This is a genomic window from Shewanella sp. VB17, assembly GCF_013248905.1.
In the GTDB taxonomy this organism is placed as follows: Bacteria; Pseudomonadota; Gammaproteobacteria; order Enterobacterales; family Shewanellaceae; genus Shewanella.
In genome coordinates, this window is the sequence record NZ_JABRVS010000001.1 from 2,012,930 (window position 1) to 2,033,807 (window position 20,878).

Sequence of the window (20,878 nt, forward strand, 5' to 3'; positions counted from 1 at the left end):
ATTCGTGTTTGACAGGCATTGATGGCAAGATTTTCTTCCAGTGATGATGACCAAATTGATACTTTTTATTATTAATATCAAGGTCAAATGTGAAATCCTTATTGTATTAATAATGTGACCAAATTGAGTTTGTAGTGTTACTTTAAGCTGGTTTGTTCAACTTTATGTTTTTAGGGAGAGAAAATGAAGAGTGAGAATTACGCATTACATCAGCAGATACATGCCGATTCTATATCACAACCCGAACAATTTTGGACTGAAGCGGCGCAAGGTTTAGTCTGGAATAAACCTTGGGATCGAGTACTGGATGATAGCAATGCGCCACTATATTCCTGGTTTGTTGGCGGTGAGCTCAATACTTGTTATAACGCTGTCGATCGTCACGTTGAAGGGGGAAGAGGAGAGCGGATTGCTATTGAATATGTTAGCCCTGTTACAGAGACGGCATACGCCATTACCTATCGAGAGCTACTCGCTCAAGTGAGCAAGCTGGCGGGGTACATGGATACTATTGGGGTGAAAAAAGGCGACCGAGTGATCATTTATATGCCTATGGTACCGGAAACGGCTTATGCGATGTTAGCGTGTGCACGCATTGGTGCTATTCATTCGGTAGTCTTCGGCGGTTTTTCAGGTCATGAGCTGGCCAACCGAATTGATGATGCCAAACCTAAGCTTATCCTATCAGCATCTTGCGGTATTGAACCCTCTGGCATTGTGGCTTATAAACCTTTGTTGGATGAAGCACTCTCTCAATCACGTCATAAGGTGGAGCGATGTATTATTCTTAACCGCAGCCAATATCATGCCGAGTTAACACAAGGGCGTGATATCGATTGGAAAAGTGCGGTTGCTGATGCTCCTAGTATTGCATGTCAGAGCATGCCAGCCACAGATCCTCTCTATATTCTTTATACTTCAGGGACGACAGGTCAGCCTAAAGGTGTGGTTCGTGATAATGGCGGTCACGCTGTTGCGCTTGCTTGGTCTATGCGGCATATTTATGGCATTAACGCTGATGATGTCTTCTGGGCAGCCTCAGATGTTGGCTGGGTTGTGGGGCATTCTTATATCGTCTATGGGCCGCTGTTAGTTGGGGCCACAACACTGATGTTTGAAGGTAAACCTGTTGGCACACCTGATCCTGGAATATTTTGGCGAACCATTGCTAAATATCAGGTTAAGAGTTTCTTTACTGCCCCCACTGCGATACGTGCCATTAAGCGAGAGGATCCAGAGGGTGACTTTATCAAAAATATCGATCTATCTCGTTTTCAGACTTTATTTTTAGCGGGAGAGCGTTGTGATCCTGATACCTTGCATTGGGCTGAGAAGCGACTCGATAGGCCTGTTATTGATCATTGGTGGCAGACTGAAACAGGTTGGCCTATTGCGGCTAATTTAATGGGAACGGCTCCTGTTGATGTGAAGGCTGGATCTCCAGCGCTACCAGTGCCAGGTTATCAAGTCGAGGTCGTTGATGAAATGGGGAGTAAGCTTGATGCTAACGTTTCTGGTCATGTCGTCATTAAACTGCCTTTACCGCCAGGAACATTGACGACACTATGGCAAAATGAACAAAGGTATGTTGATAGCTATTTATCTATGTATCCAGGCTATTACCTTTCGGGTGACGCGGGTTATAAGGATGAGGAGGGCTACCTTTACATTATGAGCCGCATTGATGACATCATCAACGTGGCAGGACATCGACTCTGTACCGGACGTTTTGAGGAGGTATTATGTCAGCATGACGCAGTTGCAGAAGTTGCCGTGATAGGCGTTGATGATAAGCTTAAAGGCCAAGTTCCTCTGGGTTTAGTGGTGTTGAAAAAAGGGGTCTGTCTGAGTCATGACTCTCTTTACTTAGAGTTGATAAGCTTAGTTCGGGAGCACATTGGGCCAGTGGCTTCATTTAGATTGGTCAGTGTGGTTCAAAAGTTGCCTAAAACCCGTTCGGGTAAAATCTTACGAGGTACGATGCGAAAAATTGCTGATAATCAAACCTATAAAGTGCCAGCCACCCTAGAAGACCCCCAGACGTTGGAGTTAGTGCGTAATGCCTTAACACGTATGGGTTATGCTGATGCATTACTGCTCAATCATTAATTTATTTGGGGCTCTTAAAGATGAGCTTAGATAGAAAGTGAGGTCGGGGGCGTTCTTTGGTAAACAAATTCACGCGCCCCTAGTAATTAACTTACCAAAGTCTGTATAATCCAACACAAATAATACCTTTTTCTATGCTCCTATGTAGGGCACTCTAGTATAAAGAGAAGGTTAATATCACTTCACTCTTGTTGAGTTAAGTGTGTTTATTTACCAATAATAGATAAGGTCTACCATCTTCTGTTACCTGCGGAAAACATATCAATGGAAAACCACACCAAATTATATGATGTCGGGGTTGTAGGCCTCGGTGTTATGGGGAAAAATCTGGCTTTAAATATTGCCGATAATCACTATCGTGTTGCCGCTTTTGACTTGGATAGTGAGAAGGTTAAAGGTGTTGTGTTACAAGAGCAAACCGAGCGAGTAGCGAGCAAGCATTCTCATATTCCACAGCGTATTATTGGCTGTAATAATCTTTCTGAAATGTTATCTAGTCTCGATAAACCTCGGGTTATAGTATTATCAGTTCCGGCAGGTGCACCAGTAGATGGTGTTTGTCGTGCCTTAATTGAAGCGGGCATTGAGCAGGATGATATTGTTATTGATACAGGTAACAGTCTATGGACTGATACCGTTGAGCGTGAAGCGCGTTATGCAGAGCTGTTTACTTTCTTTAGCTCTGCCGTGTCAGGTGGTGAGATGGGCGCGCGTTTTGGGCCTTCGTTGATGCCAAGTGGTGACAGTAAAGCATGGGAGAGAATTAAACCTATTTGGGAAGCAATAGCGGCCAAAGCGGATCCTGAGACGGGCTTGCCTATCGAGCGTCAAGAGCCGGGAAACCCCGTCATTGAAGGTGAGCCTTGCACGACGTATATCGGTCCTGCGGGCGCAGGGCATTATGTTAAAATGGTGCATAATGGTATTGAGTATGCTGATATGCAGCTTATTTGTGAAGCCTATCATTTATTAAGTGATGGTTTTGCTATGTCGGCGAATGACATTGCTGATTTGTTTGAACGCTGGAATCGAGGCAGCCTTAATAGCTACTTGATGGAGATCAGCGCAAAGGTGCTTAAGCAAGCCGATCCTATATCAGGTAAGCCATTGGTTGAGATGATTCTGGATAAAGCAGGGCAAAAAGGCACGGGTCTTTGGACTGCTGTTAGCAGTTTGCAGATAGGGTGCTCAGCCCCGACGATTGCTGAGGCGGTTTATGCGCGCGCAGTGAGCACTCAAAAAAATCAAAGGCGAAAGCTAAGCCAATTGCTGAGCGGTCCGGTGCCAGTCACGCCATCAATAGAGGAACGTGATCAGTTTATTGAGCAGTTGGAAAGCGCGCTTTATTGTGCCAAAGTCGCCAGTTATGCTCAAGGTTTTCAGTTAATGGCGATGACGGCGAAAGAGCGAAACTGGGCATTGGATTTTGCACAGATAGCAAAAATTTGGCGTGCGGGTTGTATTATACGAGCTACATTCTTGCAATCGATCACCCAAGCCTATCAAGCTGCTGCCATTTCAGGTGGTGAATTAGACAATTTGTTGATGGCCGATACATTCAGTCAAGCATTATCATCAAAGCAGCTCGATTGGCGTAAAGCAGTATCCACGGCCGTTTTAAAAGGGATCCCAGCACCTTGCATCAGTTCAGCGCTAGCTTATTACGATAGCTATCGCTGTGAAGTCTTACCTGCCAATCTATTGCAAGGACAGCGAGATTTTTTTGGTGCACATACGTTTGAGCGTATTGATAAGCCCGCTGGTGACAAGTATCACTTGAACTGGAGTGATGAGAAAAGAGAGATACACAAGGTGTAATGACCTTGATTGCATCAGCTTAAAGCCGAACACCACGTTCGGCTTTTTTGTTTGCCCAGCGAAGCTGGCAAACCCAGCAGGTTGAAAGAAACCTGTATCACCCTGACTAAGGGGAAGATAATCCGAATGGCAAGGGCGTTGCTGGCTAACGGCAGGGTCTGAAGGAAGCCATAGGAAGTGAGGTGTACACAACTAACCGTAACCTGTTTCGGCACTATTGGTGGGTGAGCGTGCAAAATAGCGCGAAGCCCAATACTTAGTCAGACTAATAGTGTGTTTGAGGGTGGAATACCTTATAGGGAGCCAGTGCAGTAACTGGGGAAGCCTGGCATCAGTTCCAGTGATAAGGGCTGGAGGCATTATCCCAAGAGGTGACTCAAGGGAAATGTTGGTGTGAGGTGGCAGATGAATCCGTAGTAGTGAGTAAGGCTCGGCCTGTGAAGCCCAGTAATGGTGTGGAGGATAAAACCAAGCTGACCATCAGCATCAAGTCTGGTGGAGTATTAAGTTGCCAAAAGCGCTTAATATTGCGAAGGGAGGAAGCGTGCTTTAAGTCTGTAATGAGCAGATGTTTTTTTTCAGAGGTACACAAGTCGATTCGCTATCGAAGTCTTTTTGAACTGGTCACCTTAGGAGTAAGGCTCTGGCTTAAGAAACTGTACAAGGGAGTAGTTTTGTCACTGTTTAGTAGATTGCCATTGCGCTAGAACGCTAAGCAACAAAGTGAAATAGACCGACTTTGAGGAAGTCATATCCGTCCCCATACAGCACACATGTGAGGAATATGCGAGTTTATCACAGTTTATACGGGCAACTTCTGAGTAAAGAGAAGCTGTATAAAGGATTTAGAAGAGTGTGGAAAGCCAAAGGCGCGGCCGGCATAGACAGGCAGAGCCTAAGCGACTTCGCCTCAAATCTGAGTGATAACCTCGATCAACTTCTTCATGAACTCAGCACTAAGCAATATCAAGCTCAGCCAGTCAGGCGGGTTGAGATCCCCAAAGAGGATGGCGGCGTGAGATTGCTTGGTATTCCAACTATTAGGGATAGAGTCGTTCAACAACCCCTAAACGATCTACTTAGCCCCATCTTTGAAGAGCAATTTCACCCGTCAAGCTACGGCTATAGGCCAAGGCGAAGTTGTCACGATGCGATCAACAAAGCGACATTGTTTATGCGTCGGTACGAGCTTAAACATGTAGTGGATATGGACTTGTCAAAGTATTTCGATAAATTAGACCACGGGCTAATCTTATCAAGCATCGAAAAGCGAGTTAGTGATGGTAGCGTGCTAAAGCTGCTCGTTCAGTTTTTTGAAAAGTGGTGTGATGGTAGATGGGCACAAGCAAGCGACAGAAGTAGGGAGTCCGCAAGGTGGTGTAATAAGCCCACTGATAGCGAATATCTATCTGGATGCGTTTGATCAAGAGATGAAAAAAACGGGGTCACAGAATAGTGCGCTACGCAGACGATATCTTGATTTTATGTCGCAGCCGAGCAGGGGCAGAAAATGCACTCAAGCAGGCGAAGAAGATACTGGAAGTCGAGTTAAAGCTTGAGGTAAACTCGCGTAAAACCCACATAGCAGACAGCAATGAAGGTGTGAAGTTTTTAGGAGTGGAGATAGGTAGTCGATACACACGTATCGAGCCGAAGAAACTAGCAGGGTTTAAATCGAAGCTAAAACAGATGACAAAGCGCAATGGTGGTAAGCCATTAAGCGAAGTGATCAAAGCGGTGAATCCTATTTTAAGAGGGTTCAGTCAGTATTTTCGGATAGCGAATGCGAATAGGGAGTTCGAGAAAATAGCAAGCTGGCTAAGGCGTAGGTTGAGGAGCGTCCAACTGAAGCTGTGGAAAACGCCACAGCGACTTCACAGACGGTTGAAGCAGATGGGGTATAAGCCCCCGTTTAAATCAATCAAGATGAACAGTTGGCGTAACTCACTGATTCCGTTAGCAAACTATGCGCTGCCCAATAAATGGTTTGATAGCTCAGGGTTAGTGAATCTTGGACATGTAAAAACGGGATATGTGTTCAGCGCAAAGCTGAGTTAAGTATGCAGGAGCCGTATACGAGGTCCGTACGTACGGTTCTGTGAGAGGGATGAGGCGGTAACGCCTCACCCTACTCGATGTGTCAGTAAGTGATCGGACTCAAAGATACGTCACCAGTCAATAAAAAAGCTTCATGTTGGTCAAGCCACAGTGGATATTTTGTCATGGCTTTTGAAAAAAGTGGGCTATCAAGGTGGGCTTTTAGCCAGTGTTGCAATTTAGGATAGGGCGCTTGTAAGTACCATTGACGATCGACTTTGGAAAATTGGCGAATAAAAGGTAACAGTGCGTAGTCAGCCAAGCTTGGCTTATCGCCCATGATGAATTGATGTTGGGTTAATTGAGTTTCTAATCGTAAAATGAAATCTTCGCAGTGATTTCGGTCATCAATTTCTGAGTCTTTATGATAACGCTTTGCACTTTTATATTGCTCTAACAAAGGCTTAAATACCTTATCATTATGCTCTATAAGGTCGAGCATTGTTGGCAATATTGCAGACGATTGAGCATAAAGCAGTGCGTGAGGATCATCTTGCTCAAGCGCCCAAAGCATGATGTCGAGACTTTCATCAATGACTTGAATTTTATCATTGCCTTGAATAATTAAGACAGGAACCGTCCCCTTAGGTGAGACTTGCAACATGGCTTCGGGCTTGTCCTTTAAATTTATAGCCCGCAGCATCACGCTTTGATTGGCTAATAATAGCCCCATTCGTGCTCGCATGGCATAGGGACAATGTTGCAAAGAATATAAAATAGGCAAGGGCATGGTGAGTGTCTGTGATCAGTCTATTTAAGGTTACAACTGTGGTGTGTATAGCGCTTAAAATCAAGGGTTTTGGTTACTTGTCGGATAACAAGTTGCAAATCTATTTTAGTGTTGGGTTCATTTGGCTTATTGATAACCATAGACTCATTGGTGTTTATTGCTTGCAGCAGGTTAATACCTCACTTGTCGGATAACAAGTTTTAAATATCTTTTGGTTGGGTTCATTGGGCAGGTTGGGTGTTTGATTGGCTTATTGATGGCCAAAGTTTCAAATTTTATTAATCACCTGCCGTGGACCTATGTGTAGACATTTCTGCGAGACGCTGTGAAGCCATCCATGGCCGCTTTACGGTTTCATCCTTGAAACCGAAACTCGCAGCCGTATCTACACCTTTGTTAAAAGCAAAGCATTGTTTCTTCGATTGAGATTTTATGATTGCTAACGCGATTTTGGACAGTTATTAGTTAGAGCTGAGACTCTAATTAAACTGACATTGACTAGAAAAAGTACCTTGGTTTATTCGGAACCCCTAATTATTTCCAAGTATTTGTAGATGATTGCTCGATCTCAGTAATATACGACTAAGGCGAGGGGTGAAGTGCATCGCTACTGGCCTTACCTTTGCACCATTGACCACTGTGATGCTGTCTTTTGAAGGCACACATGGCATCCCAGCGACCACTAATACCACTGTATTGGCGGCGAAACTCTTTTGCTGAGGTGATCCAGGCATCGGATGATATACCAAGTTCATCAAGTAATTTAGGACGACTTGCGTCGATGAACCCTCTTTTGTCTGGCCTAATTGCTCTGCCAGTCCAATCGATAAGTTGTAAATAATCACAGAAATGAAATGGGATGCCTGATTGAGGTGCTAAATGAGCTGCACCATCAAATTTGGCAAGGGGGTTGAGTCGCTCACTCGGGATGAGTGTTGATTCATCATTATTTGGTTTATCAGGTGTATTTAGCGCGTTAATGCGCTCCTGAATCGACGTATAATCAGAAGCTTGCAGTGTGTCGGCTATTCCTGCTCTGATAGGGTTTAAATCAACATACATCATGCAGGCTAATAGTGCTTGCTCATCAAGTAGAGCTTGTGACTTAAAGCGCCCTTCCCAGAAAGCCCCCTTTACACTCATCTTCACGGTTGGACCTACGGGCAATCTCTTCGTTTAGGCAGCGCATAAACCAGGATATGCTAGATAAACGCTCGTGCCACTCAGTCAGTAAACCATCAAGAAGTATGCGCTCTCCTTCAATCAAAGCGTCACCATTCATGTATTTAGTGGCTACATCATGGCCCTTGGTAATCTGGCACCATCGGGTAATTATTTCACGGTGGCTCAAAGACTTGGCTTTATCCATGTCAATGTTAAGCACTAAATGGTAGTGATTGTTCATTACCGCATAGGCGCATATATCAATACAAAATATGTTCGAAAGCGCTTTGATTTTATCGACAATCCAGCCGCGACGATGCTCATAACTTTTCCCAGTGAGCTTATCTTCCCCACATAGGTAGGCCCTTCTTACACAACGATTTATTATGTGATAAAACGGCGTTGATTCTGCATCAATGAGGGTTCTTCTAGCTGACGTCATGATCGTTATCCTGAACAATACGTAGTTGAGGTAACGTAAAGGCTAGTAGAGGATATGCTAAAGCACAACAGATTTGGCTGTCCTGTCTTTAGCTGCTGTCTTTAGTATCACCATCCTTGGTGGTCAAGCCGCTAGCCCTATTAAGGATTAAAGAGTGCGAGCTGATGAACAAGAACATCATATGAGGCGTAGGCTAGAGGTGAGTTGGCACAAGATGACGAAACCACGTGATCTAATAAACAGTAACAGTTAACAACAAAAGTCATAGCCAGTCATTGTTAATCAGAGTTGAACTCAAGAAACGGAACAGATAACAATAAAGGTTGATACAGCAGAAAGGAACTGCTCATTAAGTGTCACTATACACTTAACCAAATTATGGTCTCCCCACAGGGACTCGAACCCCGATCGATCGCTTAGGAGGCGACTGCTCTATCCTGTTGAGCTATAAGGAGACGCGAGTGATTATACTGATTTTTTTATAGATGAAAAGGCTTTAAATTTAGTTGCTTAATTCTTATTCGAAAATAAGGCTGGTGTTGCCTCTTTAGGGAGTCAGCCAGTGCTCTTAATCAGTCATTGATCTGTGTATTACGTGCTTTCAATCATTGCCTGCCTGATATTACATCTTAATCGCGATATCGTTAACTTGCACATTATAGGACGCTTTTTGTCCGACAAGAATTGCAGTTGCTGTGTCTTGAGTGACTTGATCTATTTTGACTGTGGCGCGACTTTTACCGGCAACGGCGCGCATTTTATCAAAACGATCTGGCAGGTTTTCTTGTAAAATTAATTGAAACGAATCGCCTATGCGTATGCCATGACGGCGGCCTAGATTAAGAATCAGCCTGTCGCGGTGTTTAGCGACCACCTGACCAAGAATAGGGCGACAACTTAAGCTGTTGTCAATATCTTGTATGGCTTTAATGAGTACCTTGTCAATATTTTTTCCATAAGCTGAGTGCCAAAATCTGTTTTGATTTGACGGCACGGTTTCTTGGCGTTCGAACTCCCAAGGAGCTGATGAGATGTAATCTTGACTCCAGATCTGCTCACCACTGATCCCGTGGTACAGCGAGAGTCTGAGTTGGAAATGACGAATGGGTGCATGATTCCACAACCCCAGCATACTTTGGGTTGCGGGATCGGTTGAAATGTCGATAATTTCTGGTAGTAGTACGTATTGGCTGTCGGTGATCTCACTAAGCCAGCTAGGAAGTCGATAGCCTCTAATATCCACTAAGGCTTGTGCTATATCGAGTCGTTCATTGGCGTGTAGATGAGAAAAACTATTTTTTGATGTTTGTGTCAAGGCATCACCAAGCCGTATGGAGAGTGCTTTTTCAAAGAAACCGATATTACCATAGCGCAACTGAACTCTATTTTTGATTATTGCTTGGGGAACAAGTATTGCTGCTTTTAGTGCTTGACTGTCACATTGAGCTTGATGTGAGCTGGCACCAATCACATCAACTCTTATCATCACGGTTAATTTATCGGCTTCTATAAATTCATTAATTAATTCAATTTTAGTGGCTTGAGATTGTTGCTCGATAGCAAATTTGTCTTGGGTTAGTTGGCCATTGTTGACTGTTTGTGAGCTGGTAAAACTGGCCCCATTTTGCAGTGTGGCATAAGTGAGTGCTTGATGAATGGCATCTTCACGGGCTTTAGTCACATTACCATCGATGATATTGGATTCTCCTTTGACGACAACCCAAGCGGCCATTGATAAAGAAGGGAAGAGTATTGCTGTTGTGAGTAGAAACAAGGTTACATATTTCATCTTTAATCCATCTATTGTGGTCGATATTACTGGCTAGGCGTTCATCGACATAAAAATGACAGGTAAGCTCGCTGCCAAGTATTTTATAGGATAAAGCAAAAATCGTGCCTTTATCATTCAACGGCTCGCTATCGAGCCGTTGAATGATACCTTTACACTGAATTAAGTCAGTACAGCCATGTAAGATCAAGAGCTTGCGGATGTCAGGCTGACCGAGCTCGTTTAGGTGCATTTTGATGTAGTAATGGGGCTAATTTTTGGGCGAGCCAAGTATAATATCTATCATTCCCGTGCGCCCAATCTTGTTTATTATCGGGAAACACAATAGTAGAGGTGTAGTTTTCAGGATCAGCAATTTCCGTATCAAATGTGGTCGCGGCATTAAAAAAGGTGATCCCTAACTGGGTTAATACATACTCCATGGCATCAAAATAAGCATAAATTAAATGGGTGAACGAGCTCGACTCTTCAAAATATTGGCTAAAAGGTGGGTCGGATACCACAATGACTCTATGCCCATGTTCGTGAAGCTTTAACAGGATGGACATTTGTTCAATTAGGTCATCGTTAAAGTAATCGACAAAATCCTTGGTGGTGATTTTAGTTATACCTTCAGGGTAGGCTTGCTTTAGCCAAGTGCCTAGCCGAGATAAATTTCTATGTGTCTGCATAGCGAGGTTGGTTATTATCGTCGAGTTAGATGTTGTCCCGCTTTGCTCATGATTGTGTAAATTGCCCAATATGGCGGACCATAGTTTTCTTGATATTGCACTTTCTAAGGGGACAAAATATTCGGTATCGCAAATAGAAAATTTCTTGTTTGAGAATCCAGATCCATTCATCACCATGCCGCCACAATGTTGAATACTTATATTGTTAAATGCGTTGGATAGTTTACTCATATGACTGTCACCAAAGAGAGTTACATTGTATTTTGTTTGCGGTACTTGGATAGTGTTTAGTCTCTTTGTTGTTTCGAGTAGCTCTTCTTCGCATACCACTTCATTGTTGTCTGGACGGTTAACTTTAGCTTGCAAGAGGTTAATTTTCTGCTCTTGGCGTGGTTGAGCTAAAACCGTTTTATCAATGACACTGCGGAAGTGTTGCATCACATAGTTTATGGCTTGTGGGGTGACCGATCTTAAGTTGGTTTCAAATCTAAAATCTTGAGCGCAAGGGACTGTAATGATCTCGTAAGATGGAAAGTAAGAAAAACGAGGGTTATTATCACTTAAAAAACCTGCAACAGTTCGCAGTAATGATTTAGAGTGCTGATTTGCGACCATTATATGCTTGTCGGTCATAGTCGCAGTCAAAGGGACGGGAGACACGGTCAAAATGATGTGGATGTTAGGGTTTATAGCGTTAAGTTGACTGGCAATATCTTCAAGATCGCCACGGAGTTCTTCATAACTGAAGTTGTGAAATTGATAAATGGAGTCATCGAATAAGCCTGATATGACGCCGGGACAACTTGGGTAGTAGACATCATTGCTATCTTTCCAAGCTTCGGTTAAACCAAGTGTTAATATCAGTACATCAGTTTCAACGAGAGTGGTCCTCATTTCTGCTGCGGCTGCAATTCTAGCAGCAACTAAGTCAGTTTGTGAATCAAAGCCAGCTGGGTTAAAGCTGGGTCTTAACAAGTCATAGAATTTATTATTGTCGATGTAAATGGCACTATTTGTGTCGAATGGCTTTCGAGCATAATTAATATTAAGCCACTGTAGCAGGCATCTAGGAGTATATAAATTGCCAAAGGCAAAACTGGAGACTTGCTGCATTTCAAGCTTGCTTTGATTAAATCGGTATCCACCAGCATTAAGCCACTGTCCTACATGTTGAGCAAAGCAAGAACCAATGGATGAAATTCGGGGGTTGTTAATATTCAATGTAATTTGATGTAGTAGGGGGAAAATATCTTGACCCAGCGTAATACTAGCAACTGCTGTTCGCCAAAATGAGGCCTCACCTTTATCGTTATAGGGTGTAGAATATGTTCCTTGCATAATGTGTTATCTCCATATTTTAAAAAGTTAAATGGCAATAATGTACGGCATTTATCTGACGGATATTCTGTATTGTTTGCTTAGCTGGCAATTATCGTGCCTATTAAAGTAGGATAACTAAAATAACTAACCATACTGTTAGGCTTAAAATGGTCGATAAATGGCTGTCACTGAGGTATTTAGTTATTGGGGGGGCAAATAATCACTGAAATCTTGGCTTGATATTTGCAGCTAAAGTTTATTCTTGGTCATTATGTTGACAGAGTGGGAATTCCCCGCCTTATTGACGACTTATTGTTGATATGGGCATTGGGGACTCCGTCAAATGTTTTTGGTGTTTTATTTAGGACATAGCCATGCGTATCGCGTTTCTGTTGTCGTTTTATTTATTACTTTATGGGTGTGCTCAGAGTGAGAAACTGGATAAGGTCGCTTTTGCCGATGGCAATAGTTTGCCGTTAACGTCAGGCATCAATCATATATCTCAACAGATAGTGAATGAATTGGTGTTGCGAAATGATGCCTTACGGGCAAATCAACCTTTGCTAGTAGCAACGCCTGTGTTGTTAACAGATTTTAATCAGACCAGCGTATTAGGCTTGCAATTACAGCAAGGTTTTATAGCTGCGATGCACGATCATCAGTTTAATTTGGTTGATATTAATGTCGGAGACAACATTCGTGTGACACCCCAAGGAGATTTTTTATTGACCCGAAATTGGCAACAATTGCCGACCGATATTGCGGTTGAACACGTGTTAGTATCGACCATGAGCATGAATAATGGAGGCATGGTTGTGAATGCTAGAATTATTAATATTATCAATAATCGTGTGGTATCTGCTTCTCAAGCGAATGTTGAATTGGCGAATGTGCCAGGTTATTTAATGCCTTCACAAAAGTTGGTCTCTCAAGAGGGGTTATTGTATCGAGATAGCCAGATGGGAGCGAAAGAAGTTAGGGTGATGGGAGATTTGAAATGAATATATGGTTCATCGTCATAATGCTGATATTGTCAGCTTGTGCATCTGAAGATAGATACATAGAGTGGGAAATTCAACAGCCAGAGAGTTTTCCCAAGTTAACAGCTATAGGCTACGCAACATTAGCTTCTCAGCCTTCAAAAGATAAGTCACAACGGGTTTTGATGGCAATGAAAGCATCGAAAATAGCCGCCTATCGTGAGCTAGCTGAACAGGTTTATGGTCAAGAATTATCTGCTAGCAGTAAGGTTAATGAATGGATGTTGACTGATGATATGATTCAAGCTTCTGTAACGGGGATTATTAGAGGTGCTAAAGTGGTAAAAAGCTATCCTGCTGGTGAGCACTATGTTACAGAGTTAGAGCTTGATTTTTCTCAAGTTTGGGCTTTGTACCAACAAAATAACCCTATTCAAAAAATTAAGGATGTGACTTATTTTTAATAAAAATAAGTGTTGCTATGTGATTGATTGTTGAGTGGGTAAGACGTTTTTTCATGTCAGTATGTTAGGCCTGATTACCTATTGAGACTATCTTCTGTGGCGAGTTGATTCTCACCATCACCCTTACTGTATGTTTAGGCTTTTAGATCGTTGCCTAATGAAGGTATGGTTGATGTCTCGCCTTTGCCATTGTAGGTGAGACTCGATGCATTACGACTTACTTGTAAAGCCTGGGCAAAACGATTAACACTGGCGATACTCAGTTCTATTAGACTGGTATTTTCAATATTCAATTGCTGACATTCTGCAAGTTGTACTTTGGCTATTTGTACTTGTTTAGCTAGAGAAGGATCTGTTGATAGCTGAGATAAGTCTGCTTGAGTAGATAATAGGCTATCATTGGCTTTAAGGGCGTCAAGCGATTGAGCTTTACAGGAAGCGAGAGACAGTAATTTTTCAGCATCTTGTTCAATTAATGCATCTTTTTCGGCTGATATTGTGACTTTCAACTCTTGTAATAGCTGATGTTGTTTTTCAATGATACTGGCTAGCTGACTCATAATAATTAGTCGATATCCTTAAGTTCATTTTCAAAAATAGCAATGTTGCTGGCTAACTTTTCAGCATCAATCTTATAACGTCCTTCTGCAATAGCAAGCTTAATTTCAGCCACTTTTTCTTGATCAATCTCTGGTACAGTGCCCAATTGCGTTTGAATTTTTTGCAATTGTTGAGCTTGAGTCGTGATTGAAACAGAATCACTTTTTGATGATGCACTAGCCGATTCAGGGCTATTGCCTGTTTGATCCGTTTTTGGATCGGTTTTATTTGTTGAGACTTTGCTAATATTAGCAGCGGTATTTATTTGTTTAATATCAATAGCCATTGTGAGGCTCCAGAAGTAAAAAAAGAAGAACATATTCTCATATCGGCAATGATAGTGAGAGCTTTAGTTATTTTTTTCATTTTTACATTCTTACCTCAACTTCACCCACTCCGATGACAGTGGCATACAGGTTCTTATTCGAATGCATATTCTTAATACCAATCCTATCACCTAAATTACCATCTCGTAGCGCTTGTCCTACGGTTTTTATTATTAGATTCGAAGATCGTGCTGATATAGATACAGTATCTCCTTTACAGACGAAACACAAATTGTCACTAAAAATGGGGAGATTAGCAGGAATACGTCTTTTTACGCGAGTGCCAATGACTTGTTCGATGGTATCGAATTGCTGGCCTCTTAGGTTGCTTTGATCGACATATTGGATGGCAATATTTGTGCGAGTAAGTAAGTCACCAGAGCCTAACAGCTCTCTTGCCACAACAACGGGGTAGAGAATATCCACACGCACAGCGATAAATATCTGCCATGGGTAATCAAGTTGTGGGCTGTTACAACTTATTTTGACGGTATTGGTTCGCTTTATTGCTCGGTTTGTCGCGAGCGCTGCAATGATCGGTGGTAAGCAAGGGGGAAGGTTGAGACGTTTATCCAGCTTTTGAGGCGTGATGCTAACCTTGGCATTCCCTGTGATATTCATTTTTTTTTCAATAGCCTCTATGGCTAAGTTTGATATGGTCGATAGAGAGGGCACACTCGCTTTACTTGCTCCCAAGGCGTGTGTCGTAAAGAATATGGCTAATAAAATGATAATATTTTGTACTTTCATAATGAATAGACTAGCTTGATTCGCTAGATTACACCTATACTTTCGTCATGACCGTGATGTTACACTTCTCATATTAAGAGATAATTAGTCAGAAACTTGACTATTGCACGGTCTGGTTGTGAGATAGATCTATTCAAGCAATTAATATGCCTACTACGCATTTAAATGATGATATGTAGGTCGGCATGAAGAAAGACGACAAAGGCAAGCGTATTATGTCAAGTGTTCTTGAGTCAGTTAACAAACGAACCCAGCTAGTGGGTGCAAACCGATTAGAGCTTTTACTGTTTAAGCTTAACGGTAGTCAAAGGTTCGGGATCAACGTATTCAAAGTCAAGGAGGTTCTTCAATGCCCACCACTTACCATTCTGCCTAAATTAAATCCGTATGTTAAAGGTGTGGCACATATTCGTGGCTCGACCATTTCGGTGATTGATTTAAGTGCGGCAACGGGTGGCACTCCTGTTGAAAGTGTCGACGGCTGTTTTATTATTATTTCTGAGTACAACCGCAGTATTCAAGGTTTTGTGGTGAGTTCAGTTGAGCGAATTATCAATATGAACTGGGAAGCCATTATGCCACCTCCAGAAGGGGCGGGTGCAAACTCTTACCTTACGGCAGTGACGGAAATAGAGGGGGAGTTGGTTGAAATCCTCGATGTTGAAAAAATTCTTCATCAGATCTCACCGGTTAAAACAGAACTCAGCCAAGAGGTAACAGATTCGTTAACATTAGATAAAGATACGAATTACCATATCATGGTGATTGATGATTCTGCGGTGGCGAGAAAACAGATAATTCGTGCACTCCAATCACTGGGGTTAGAGATTGATACCGCGGTAGATGGTAAGGATGCACTTGATAAATTGACAGCGATGGCGGTCGACATGGATAATGTGTCGACAGAAATCCCATTAATTATTTCTGATATTGAGATGCCCGAAATGGATGGTTATACCTTAACGTCTGAAATTAGGGCTAATCCAAAATTAAAAGACATTAAAATAGTACTGCATACTTCTTTGAGCGGTGTGTTTAATCAGGCCATGGTAGAGAAAGTTGGGGCAAATGATTTTATTGCCAAATTCAATCCTGATGAACTTGCGGCAGCAGTAAATAAACATTTGAGTCTATAATGATATTTGTGCGGACAAGGGCACTATTATATTAAGCTTGTTTATTGTAGCTTGCTAACGTATAAGACTGCGGGGTATATGGTTACTGTTATAATGTAATAGTTTATTTTATTGATATTAGGATATCTAGGTGTCAAACAAATCACTTGCTGAAACTGAGTACACACAATTTAGGTTATTTCTGGAACAACACAGCGGTATTGTGCTGGGTGATAGTAAACAATATTTAGTGCGCAGTCGACTTGCTCCTTTGATGGGGCTTTATAACCTACCATCATTATCAGAAGTGGTTAAACATTCTATGAAGCCTGCTGAGCGACAATTACGGGCTTCAGTCATCGATGCCATGACCACAAATGAAACCTTGTGGTTTAGGGATAAATATCCGTTTGATTTGCTGTTCAATGATCTATTACCTCACTATAGCAAACTTGGAAACCCCCTTAAAATTTGGTCTGCCGCGTGTTCTTCCGGTCAAGAACCTTACTCACTTGCCATGACCATTTTAGAATATCAACAAAAGAAACCTGGTTCTTTATCCGGTAAAGCATCAATATTGGCGACAGATTTATCTCCTTCTATGCTAGAGCGATGCAAGGCAGCTGAGTACGATAACTTAGCTTTAGGACGTGGTTTATCTGATGAGCGTAAGCGTCAATTTTTTGCTGCGACTGCCGATGGCAGCATGGTCATTAATGATAACGTTAAACGCTTAGTGAATTTCAGAGCTCATAACTTACTTGAGAGTTATACCTTATTAGGTAAGTTTGATATTATTTTTTGTCGTAATGTCCTTATTTATTTTGCCCCTGAGGCAAAATCAAAAATATTACGGCAATTTGCTGCCGCTTTAAATCCGAAAGGGGTACTTTTTCTTGGCGCTTCAGAGTCGATTGCTGGATTAACTGATGAGTTTGACATGATCCGGTGTAATCCTGGGATCTATTATCAAAAGAAAACATAAGAATATGGCAGTATTTTTTCATTAGCGAAGGTGTTTACAGCTCAGCGATCCCTTGATTATTCAATATTAAATAAAATAGGCTTTATTTCTTAGCACTATTTCAGTCTTTATCTGCTTAAGTCAGTAAACTGGCTTATTTTTTGATTACTATCCTATTTAAAGAAAGATTATCCCCTCTCAATATTGTTTTTCTGGCATGACTATTGCTTTGTTATTAGCATTAAGCTTAGGAGGCAACTTTATGGCGATTAATTTTGATAAGGCATTAGGAGTTCACCAATATACACTTGGGATCCGTTCTCAACGTGCTGAAGTTATCTCCTCGAATATTGCCAATGCAGATACTCCTCATTATAAGGCGCGCGATGTTGATTTTGATAAAACATTACAAGCTGCAACAACACGTCAACGTGGTTTAAAAATGATGGGTAATGATAGCAAACATTTCGATTTAACCGCCCTTTCTGCGCAAAATTATGGATATAGAATTCCAAATCAACCGGATACAGGTGACGGTAATACGGTTGATATTCAACAAGAGCAATCCGAGTTTATGCAAAATGCATTAGAGTATCAGATGTCGCTGGGGTTTTTAGACAGCAAATTTTCCGGACTTAAGAAAGCATTAAAAGGTAGTTAATTATGAGCTTATTTAATATTTTTAATGTCTCAGGTTCTGGTATGTCTGCCCAATCGGTAAGATTGAATACCACAGCCAGTAATATTGCGAATGCAGATTCAGTTTCCAGCAGTATTGCTGAAACGTATCGTGCTCGCCATCCCATTTTTGAAGCCGAAATGGCCAAAGCAAATCATCAACAACAGTCATCACAATCTGTTGCGGTAAAAGGTATTGTTGAAAGTGATGCACCTTTATTAAAGGAATACTTACCCAATCACCCCATGGCAGATCCTGATGGTTTTATTTATAAGCCCAATGTGAATGTGATGGAGGAGATGGCAGATATGATCTCGGCTTCTCGTTCGTATCAGATGAATGTACAGGTCGCTGAAGCTGCCAAATCGATGCTTCAGCAAACTCTCAGAATTGGCAAATAGGAGGAGGTAAGTCGTGAGCCTCATTAACCCACTCAATAATACTCAACCCGTTGCTGGTGCGTCGCAACCTGTTGTGCCAGCACCGCAAACGACATCGACGGCTCAGGCAGCTAGAACTGAAAGTAGCGGGCAAACAACGACGACAGGTAATCCGTTTCTGGATGCCATTCGTCTTCCCGAAGATTCATTAATACCTGAGGCCAATAATCAAGAGTTGACCCAAGAAGATTTCTTTTCTCTTTTAAGTCAACAGCTATCGATGCAAGATCCATTTAAACCCGTTGATAACGATAAAATGATTGCACAGATGGCATCGTTTTCAACTGTTGATGGGATTAATAATCTTAATGATGAAATCATTAATCTTAATGCTGTTATGACCTCAAGCCAAGCGTTACAAGCATCAGGATTAGTCGGGCAAAAAGTATTAATTCCATCAGATACGGGTTTTATCACAGATATTTCGGATGTGGATCGTGAGTTAAGAGGGGTTGTTAGTACACCTGAAGCGATTAAGGAGATCACTGTGCGTATTGAAGATGAAAAAGGTCAGCTGATTAAGCGTTTTATTATTGATGGGAGTGAAGGTGGGAATGTTGATGTGAGTTGGGATGGGCTTGGTACCAATGGTGAGCCAGCTAGCAGCGGGATTTACTCTATAAAAGCGTCAGGGAGGATAGAGGGTAAAAGTGAAGAATTGGCCGTATCAGCCTATGCTCATGTCACCAGCGTGTCTTTAGGCAATGCCAGTACTGGTGCGATCCTCAATTTACGAGGCGTCGGTGGCATTAAAATTGGAGATGTATTAGCGGTCTCTGAAAGCTAATTAAATTATCTGGTGCCTTAACAAGGGGACTCGATATTAGGTAAAGCGAATAGAAGTGTGGCTGAAAAAGTCATTTTCAGAAGTAAATAGCAATCGAGGTGAATTATGTCGTTTAACATTGCATTAAGTGGTATATCAGCTGCGCAAAAAGATCTGAATACCACGGCGAATAACATCGCTAACGTGAGTAGTATTGGCTTTAAAGAGTCCCGAGCAGAGTTTGCTGATGTTTATGCTAATTCTATTTTCGCCAATGGTAAAACGGCGGTTGGTGGTGGTGTGACGACCAATCAAGTTGCTCAGCAGTTTCAGCAAGGCAGCCTACAGTTTACCAAAAATGCATTAGACATGGCCATTAGTGGCGGCGGTTTTTTTGTCACCGCTCCTAATTTAGACTCTCAAGATGCAACCTTCACTCGAGCTGGTGCCTTTCAAGTGGATGCAAATAATTACTTAGTGGATTCACAAGGTAATTTCTTGCAAACATTTGGGGTTGATAAGGACGGTAATTCGACATCGGTAAGCTTAACCACCACAGGTCCAGTGATTATTCCTGACACCGCTGGCAGTCCCGAAAAGACGGAGGTCATTGGTATACAGATGAACCTCAATGCAGGCGATGCGACCTTAGATCCAACATTATTTGATCCCAATGACCGTGATACCTACAACAATTCAACTGCGGTAACTATGTATGATTCGTTAGGTGAGTCTCATATTTTGACCACTTATTTTGTACGCCCAAATCAAGCAGCCTATACCGGAGCGAGTAATTGGGTGGCTTATTACGCACTTGATGGTAAACAGCTTGATATCGATGTGACGCCAGCTGTTACGTATGATATCGATACTGATGCCGATGGGGTTGCTGACAGTACTGCACCTGCTGAAACTGCTGCTGTGTTAGGCAGTTGGAAAGGTTCAGTATTGACCTTTGATGACACAGGGGCTTTTGCGGGGGATACTCCAGCCCCCCCTGCGACGGTAACGACTGTCGCTCTTGGTGTTACTGGTGCCAATATTTTAGGCCCTGGTACTGATGGTACGCAAACATTGACCATTGATTTTAATAACCCAACACAATTTTCCTCTACGTTTGAAGTGACTTTGCTCACCCAAGATGGTACTACAGTTGGCCGTTTAACCAATGTTGAAGTTGGGGCGGATGGGTTAATTAACGCCAGTTACAGTAATGGCTCAACGGTGCCGTTAGCGCGTGTTGCGTTAGCCCGTTTTGCGAATGAGCAAGGTTTGACTCAGGTGGGTAATACGTCATGGAAAGCGAGTTTAGATTCGGGGATTGCGCTAGCTGGTGAAGCCAACAGCGGTACCTTTGGTAGTATTCGTTCATCAGCGCTGGAGCAATCTAACGTTGATTTGACCACTGAGTTAGTCGATTTGATTTCAGCGCAGCGAAACTTTCAGGCCAATTCAAGAACGCTGGAAGTGAACAACACACTGCAGCAAACGGTGCTGCAGATCCGTTAAAATTAATCATTAAATCGGCTGTTTACTAATGCTAGTCAATAAAACTGACTAGCATTTTTTTATTCATTTTTTAGTGTGGTGGTTATTTTTCTTCAAGACACCATATTTCTATTTTAGTTATCTTTGCTTCTACTCCCGCTTTTTT

General features: G+C 42.2%; 18 protein-coding genes, 1 tRNA gene and 1 pseudogene. 12 read left to right on the forward strand and 8 right to left on the reverse strand.

Annotated elements, in window-relative coordinates:
• The first annotated feature begins 183 nt into the window (after positions 1 to 183).
• From HQQ94_RS08645 to HQQ94_RS22530, 4 genes are all read left to right on the forward strand, one after another.
• Entirely contained in the window at positions 184 to 2,109 is a 1,926-nt protein-coding gene (locus HQQ94_RS08645; protein WP_173294035.1) for a propionyl-CoA synthetase, read from the forward strand.
• A 264-nt stretch (positions 2,110 to 2,373) separates the two neighbouring features.
• Positions 2,374 to 3,927 (forward strand): NADP-dependent phosphogluconate dehydrogenase, encoded by a 1,554-nt coding sequence (gene gndA / locus HQQ94_RS08650; protein WP_173294036.1) that lies wholly within the window; start codon positions 2,374 to 2,376, stop codon positions 3,925 to 3,927.
• Positions 3,928 to 4,711: 784 nt separating this feature from the next.
• Positions 4,712 to 5,350 carry a reverse transcriptase domain-containing protein gene (locus HQQ94_RS22525; protein WP_254304029.1) on the forward strand — a complete coding sequence of 213 codons (639 nt, stop codon included), beginning with the start codon at positions 4,712 to 4,714 and terminating at the stop codon, positions 5,348 to 5,350.
• A gap of 32 nt (positions 5,351 to 5,382) precedes the next feature.
• The gene (locus tag HQQ94_RS22530) at positions 5,383 to 5,985 is read left to right on the forward strand and encodes a group II intron maturase-specific domain-containing protein (protein WP_309247241.1); all 603 of its coding nucleotides are present in this window, start codon (positions 5,383 to 5,385) and stop codon (positions 5,983 to 5,985) included.
• 82 nt (positions 5,986 to 6,067) lie between these two features.
• Here the strand turns inward: HQQ94_RS22530 and HQQ94_RS08660 are convergent, their stop codons facing one another.
• The 5 genes and pseudogenes from HQQ94_RS08660 to HQQ94_RS08680 form a co-directional block, all read right to left on the reverse strand.
• Positions 6,068 to 6,754 (reverse strand): glutathione S-transferase, encoded by a 687-nt coding sequence (locus tag HQQ94_RS08660; RefSeq protein ID WP_173294037.1) that lies wholly within the window; start codon positions 6,752 to 6,754, stop codon positions 6,068 to 6,070.
• Between the two features lie 582 nt (positions 6,755 to 7,336).
• Positions 7,337 to 8,360, reverse strand: a pseudogene (locus HQQ94_RS08665) (transposase).
• 379 nt (positions 8,361 to 8,739) lie between these two features.
• Positions 8,740 to 8,815, reverse strand: a tRNA-Arg gene (locus tag HQQ94_RS08670).
• 167 nt (positions 8,816 to 8,982) lie between these two features.
• Entirely contained in the window at positions 8,983 to 10,149 is a 1,167-nt protein-coding gene (locus HQQ94_RS08675) for a flagellar assembly protein FlgT (protein WP_173294038.1), read from the reverse strand.
• 203 nt (positions 10,150 to 10,352) lie between these two features.
• Positions 10,353 to 12,158, reverse strand: coding sequence for a GSCFA domain-containing protein (locus tag HQQ94_RS08680; RefSeq protein ID WP_173294039.1), 1,806 nt, complete (start codon positions 12,156 to 12,158; stop codon positions 10,353 to 10,355).
• Between the two features lie 356 nt (positions 12,159 to 12,514).
• Here HQQ94_RS08680 and HQQ94_RS08685 point away from each other — a divergent pair, with 356 nt between their 5' ends.
• Both HQQ94_RS08685 and HQQ94_RS08690 read left to right on the forward strand, forming a co-directional pair.
• On the forward strand, positions 12,515 to 13,141 hold the full coding sequence (locus HQQ94_RS08685) for a FlgO family outer membrane protein (protein WP_173294040.1): 627 nt from the start codon (positions 12,515 to 12,517) through the stop codon (positions 13,139 to 13,141).
• A complete protein-coding gene (locus tag HQQ94_RS08690) occupies positions 13,138 to 13,584 on the forward strand; it encodes an LPP20 family lipoprotein (protein ID WP_173294041.1) in 447 nt (148 codons plus the stop codon). Before HQQ94_RS08685 ends, HQQ94_RS08690 begins: the two co-directional genes overlap by 4 nt.
• Before the next feature lie 134 nt (positions 13,585 to 13,718).
• Here the strand turns inward: HQQ94_RS08690 and flgN are convergent, their stop codons facing one another.
• The 3 genes from flgN to flgA form a co-directional block, all read right to left on the reverse strand.
• A complete protein-coding gene (gene flgN, locus HQQ94_RS08695) occupies positions 13,719 to 14,144 on the reverse strand; it encodes a flagellar export chaperone FlgN (protein WP_173294042.1) in 426 nt (141 codons plus the stop codon).
• 5 nt (positions 14,145 to 14,149) lie between these two features.
• Complete coding sequence (gene flgM / locus HQQ94_RS08700) at positions 14,150 to 14,470, reverse strand: flagellar biosynthesis anti-sigma factor FlgM (protein WP_173294043.1); 321 nt, start codon at positions 14,468 to 14,470, stop codon at positions 14,150 to 14,152.
• 82 nt (positions 14,471 to 14,552) lie between these two features.
• Positions 14,553 to 15,260, reverse strand: coding sequence for a flagellar basal body P-ring formation chaperone FlgA (flgA, locus tag HQQ94_RS08705; protein ID WP_173294044.1), 708 nt, complete (start codon positions 15,258 to 15,260; stop codon positions 14,553 to 14,555).
• A gap of 215 nt (positions 15,261 to 15,475) precedes the next feature.
• On the opposite strand from flgA, the gene HQQ94_RS08710 reads away from it, so the two are divergent.
• From HQQ94_RS08710 to flgE, 6 genes are all read left to right on the forward strand, one after another.
• Positions 15,476 to 16,396: a chemotaxis protein CheV gene (locus tag HQQ94_RS08710; RefSeq protein WP_173296576.1), complete on the forward strand. Its 921-nt coding sequence runs from the start codon at positions 15,476 to 15,478 to the stop codon at positions 16,394 to 16,396.
• A 130-nt stretch (positions 16,397 to 16,526) separates the two neighbouring features.
• Complete coding sequence (locus HQQ94_RS08715; protein ID WP_173294045.1) at positions 16,527 to 17,360, forward strand: protein-glutamate O-methyltransferase CheR; 834 nt, start codon at positions 16,527 to 16,529, stop codon at positions 17,358 to 17,360.
• 241 nt (positions 17,361 to 17,601) lie between these two features.
• Positions 17,602 to 18,000: a flagellar basal body rod protein FlgB gene (gene flgB, locus HQQ94_RS08720; protein ID WP_173294046.1), complete on the forward strand. Its 399-nt coding sequence runs from the start codon at positions 17,602 to 17,604 to the stop codon at positions 17,998 to 18,000.
• A gap of 2 nt (positions 18,001 to 18,002) precedes the next feature.
• Complete coding sequence (gene flgC / locus HQQ94_RS08725; RefSeq protein WP_173294047.1) at positions 18,003 to 18,419, forward strand: flagellar basal body rod protein FlgC; 417 nt, start codon at positions 18,003 to 18,005, stop codon at positions 18,417 to 18,419.
• Positions 18,420 to 18,432: 13 nt separating this feature from the next.
• A complete protein-coding gene (locus HQQ94_RS08730; RefSeq protein WP_173294048.1) occupies positions 18,433 to 19,245 on the forward strand; it encodes a flagellar hook assembly protein FlgD in 813 nt (270 codons plus the stop codon).
• A gap of 105 nt (positions 19,246 to 19,350) precedes the next feature.
• Positions 19,351 to 20,733, forward strand: a complete 1,383-nt coding sequence (flgE, locus tag HQQ94_RS08735) for a flagellar hook protein FlgE (RefSeq protein ID WP_173294049.1) — start codon at positions 19,351 to 19,353, stop codon at positions 20,731 to 20,733.
• The last annotated feature ends 145 nt before the right edge of the window (positions 20,734 to 20,878 follow it).

Bases quoted from the DNA above. Each gene is read 5' to 3' on its own strand.
- HQQ94_RS08645 (WP_173294035.1), top strand. From the start codon at position 184: ATGAAGAGTGAGAATTACGCATTACATCAGCAGATACATGCCGATTCT.
- gndA (WP_173294036.1), top strand. From the start codon at position 2,374: ATGGAAAACCACACCAAATTATATGATGTCGGGGTTGTAGGCCTCGGT.
- HQQ94_RS22525 (WP_254304029.1), top strand. From the start codon at position 4,712: ATGCGAGTTTATCACAGTTTATACGGGCAACTTCTGAGTAAAGAGAAG.
- HQQ94_RS08660 (WP_173294037.1), bottom strand. From the start codon at position 6,754: ATGCCCTTGCCTATTTTATATTCTTTGCAACATTGTCCCTATGCCATG.
- HQQ94_RS08675 (WP_173294038.1), bottom strand. From the start codon at position 10,149: ATGAAATATGTAACCTTGTTTCTACTCACAACAGCAATACTCTTCCCT.
- HQQ94_RS08680 (WP_173294039.1), bottom strand. From the start codon at position 12,158: ATGCAAGGAACATATTCTACACCCTATAACGATAAAGGTGAGGCCTCA.
- HQQ94_RS08685 (WP_173294040.1), top strand. From the start codon at position 12,515: ATGCGTATCGCGTTTCTGTTGTCGTTTTATTTATTACTTTATGGGTGT.
- HQQ94_RS08690 (WP_173294041.1), top strand. From the start codon at position 13,138: ATGAATATATGGTTCATCGTCATAATGCTGATATTGTCAGCTTGTGCA.
- flgN (WP_173294042.1), bottom strand. From the start codon at position 14,144: ATGAGTCAGCTAGCCAGTATCATTGAAAAACAACATCAGCTATTACAA.
- flgM (WP_173294043.1), bottom strand. From the start codon at position 14,470: ATGGCTATTGATATTAAACAAATAAATACCGCTGCTAATATTAGCAAA.
- flgA (WP_173294044.1), bottom strand. From the start codon at position 15,260: ATGAAAGTACAAAATATTATCATTTTATTAGCCATATTCTTTACGACA.
- HQQ94_RS08710 (WP_173296576.1), top strand. From the start codon at position 15,476: ATGTCAAGTGTTCTTGAGTCAGTTAACAAACGAACCCAGCTAGTGGGT.
- flgB (WP_173294046.1), top strand. From the start codon at position 17,602: ATGGCGATTAATTTTGATAAGGCATTAGGAGTTCACCAATATACACTT.
- flgC (WP_173294047.1), top strand. From the start codon at position 18,003: ATGAGCTTATTTAATATTTTTAATGTCTCAGGTTCTGGTATGTCTGCC.
- flgE (WP_173294049.1), top strand. From the start codon at position 19,351: ATGTCGTTTAACATTGCATTAAGTGGTATATCAGCTGCGCAAAAAGAT.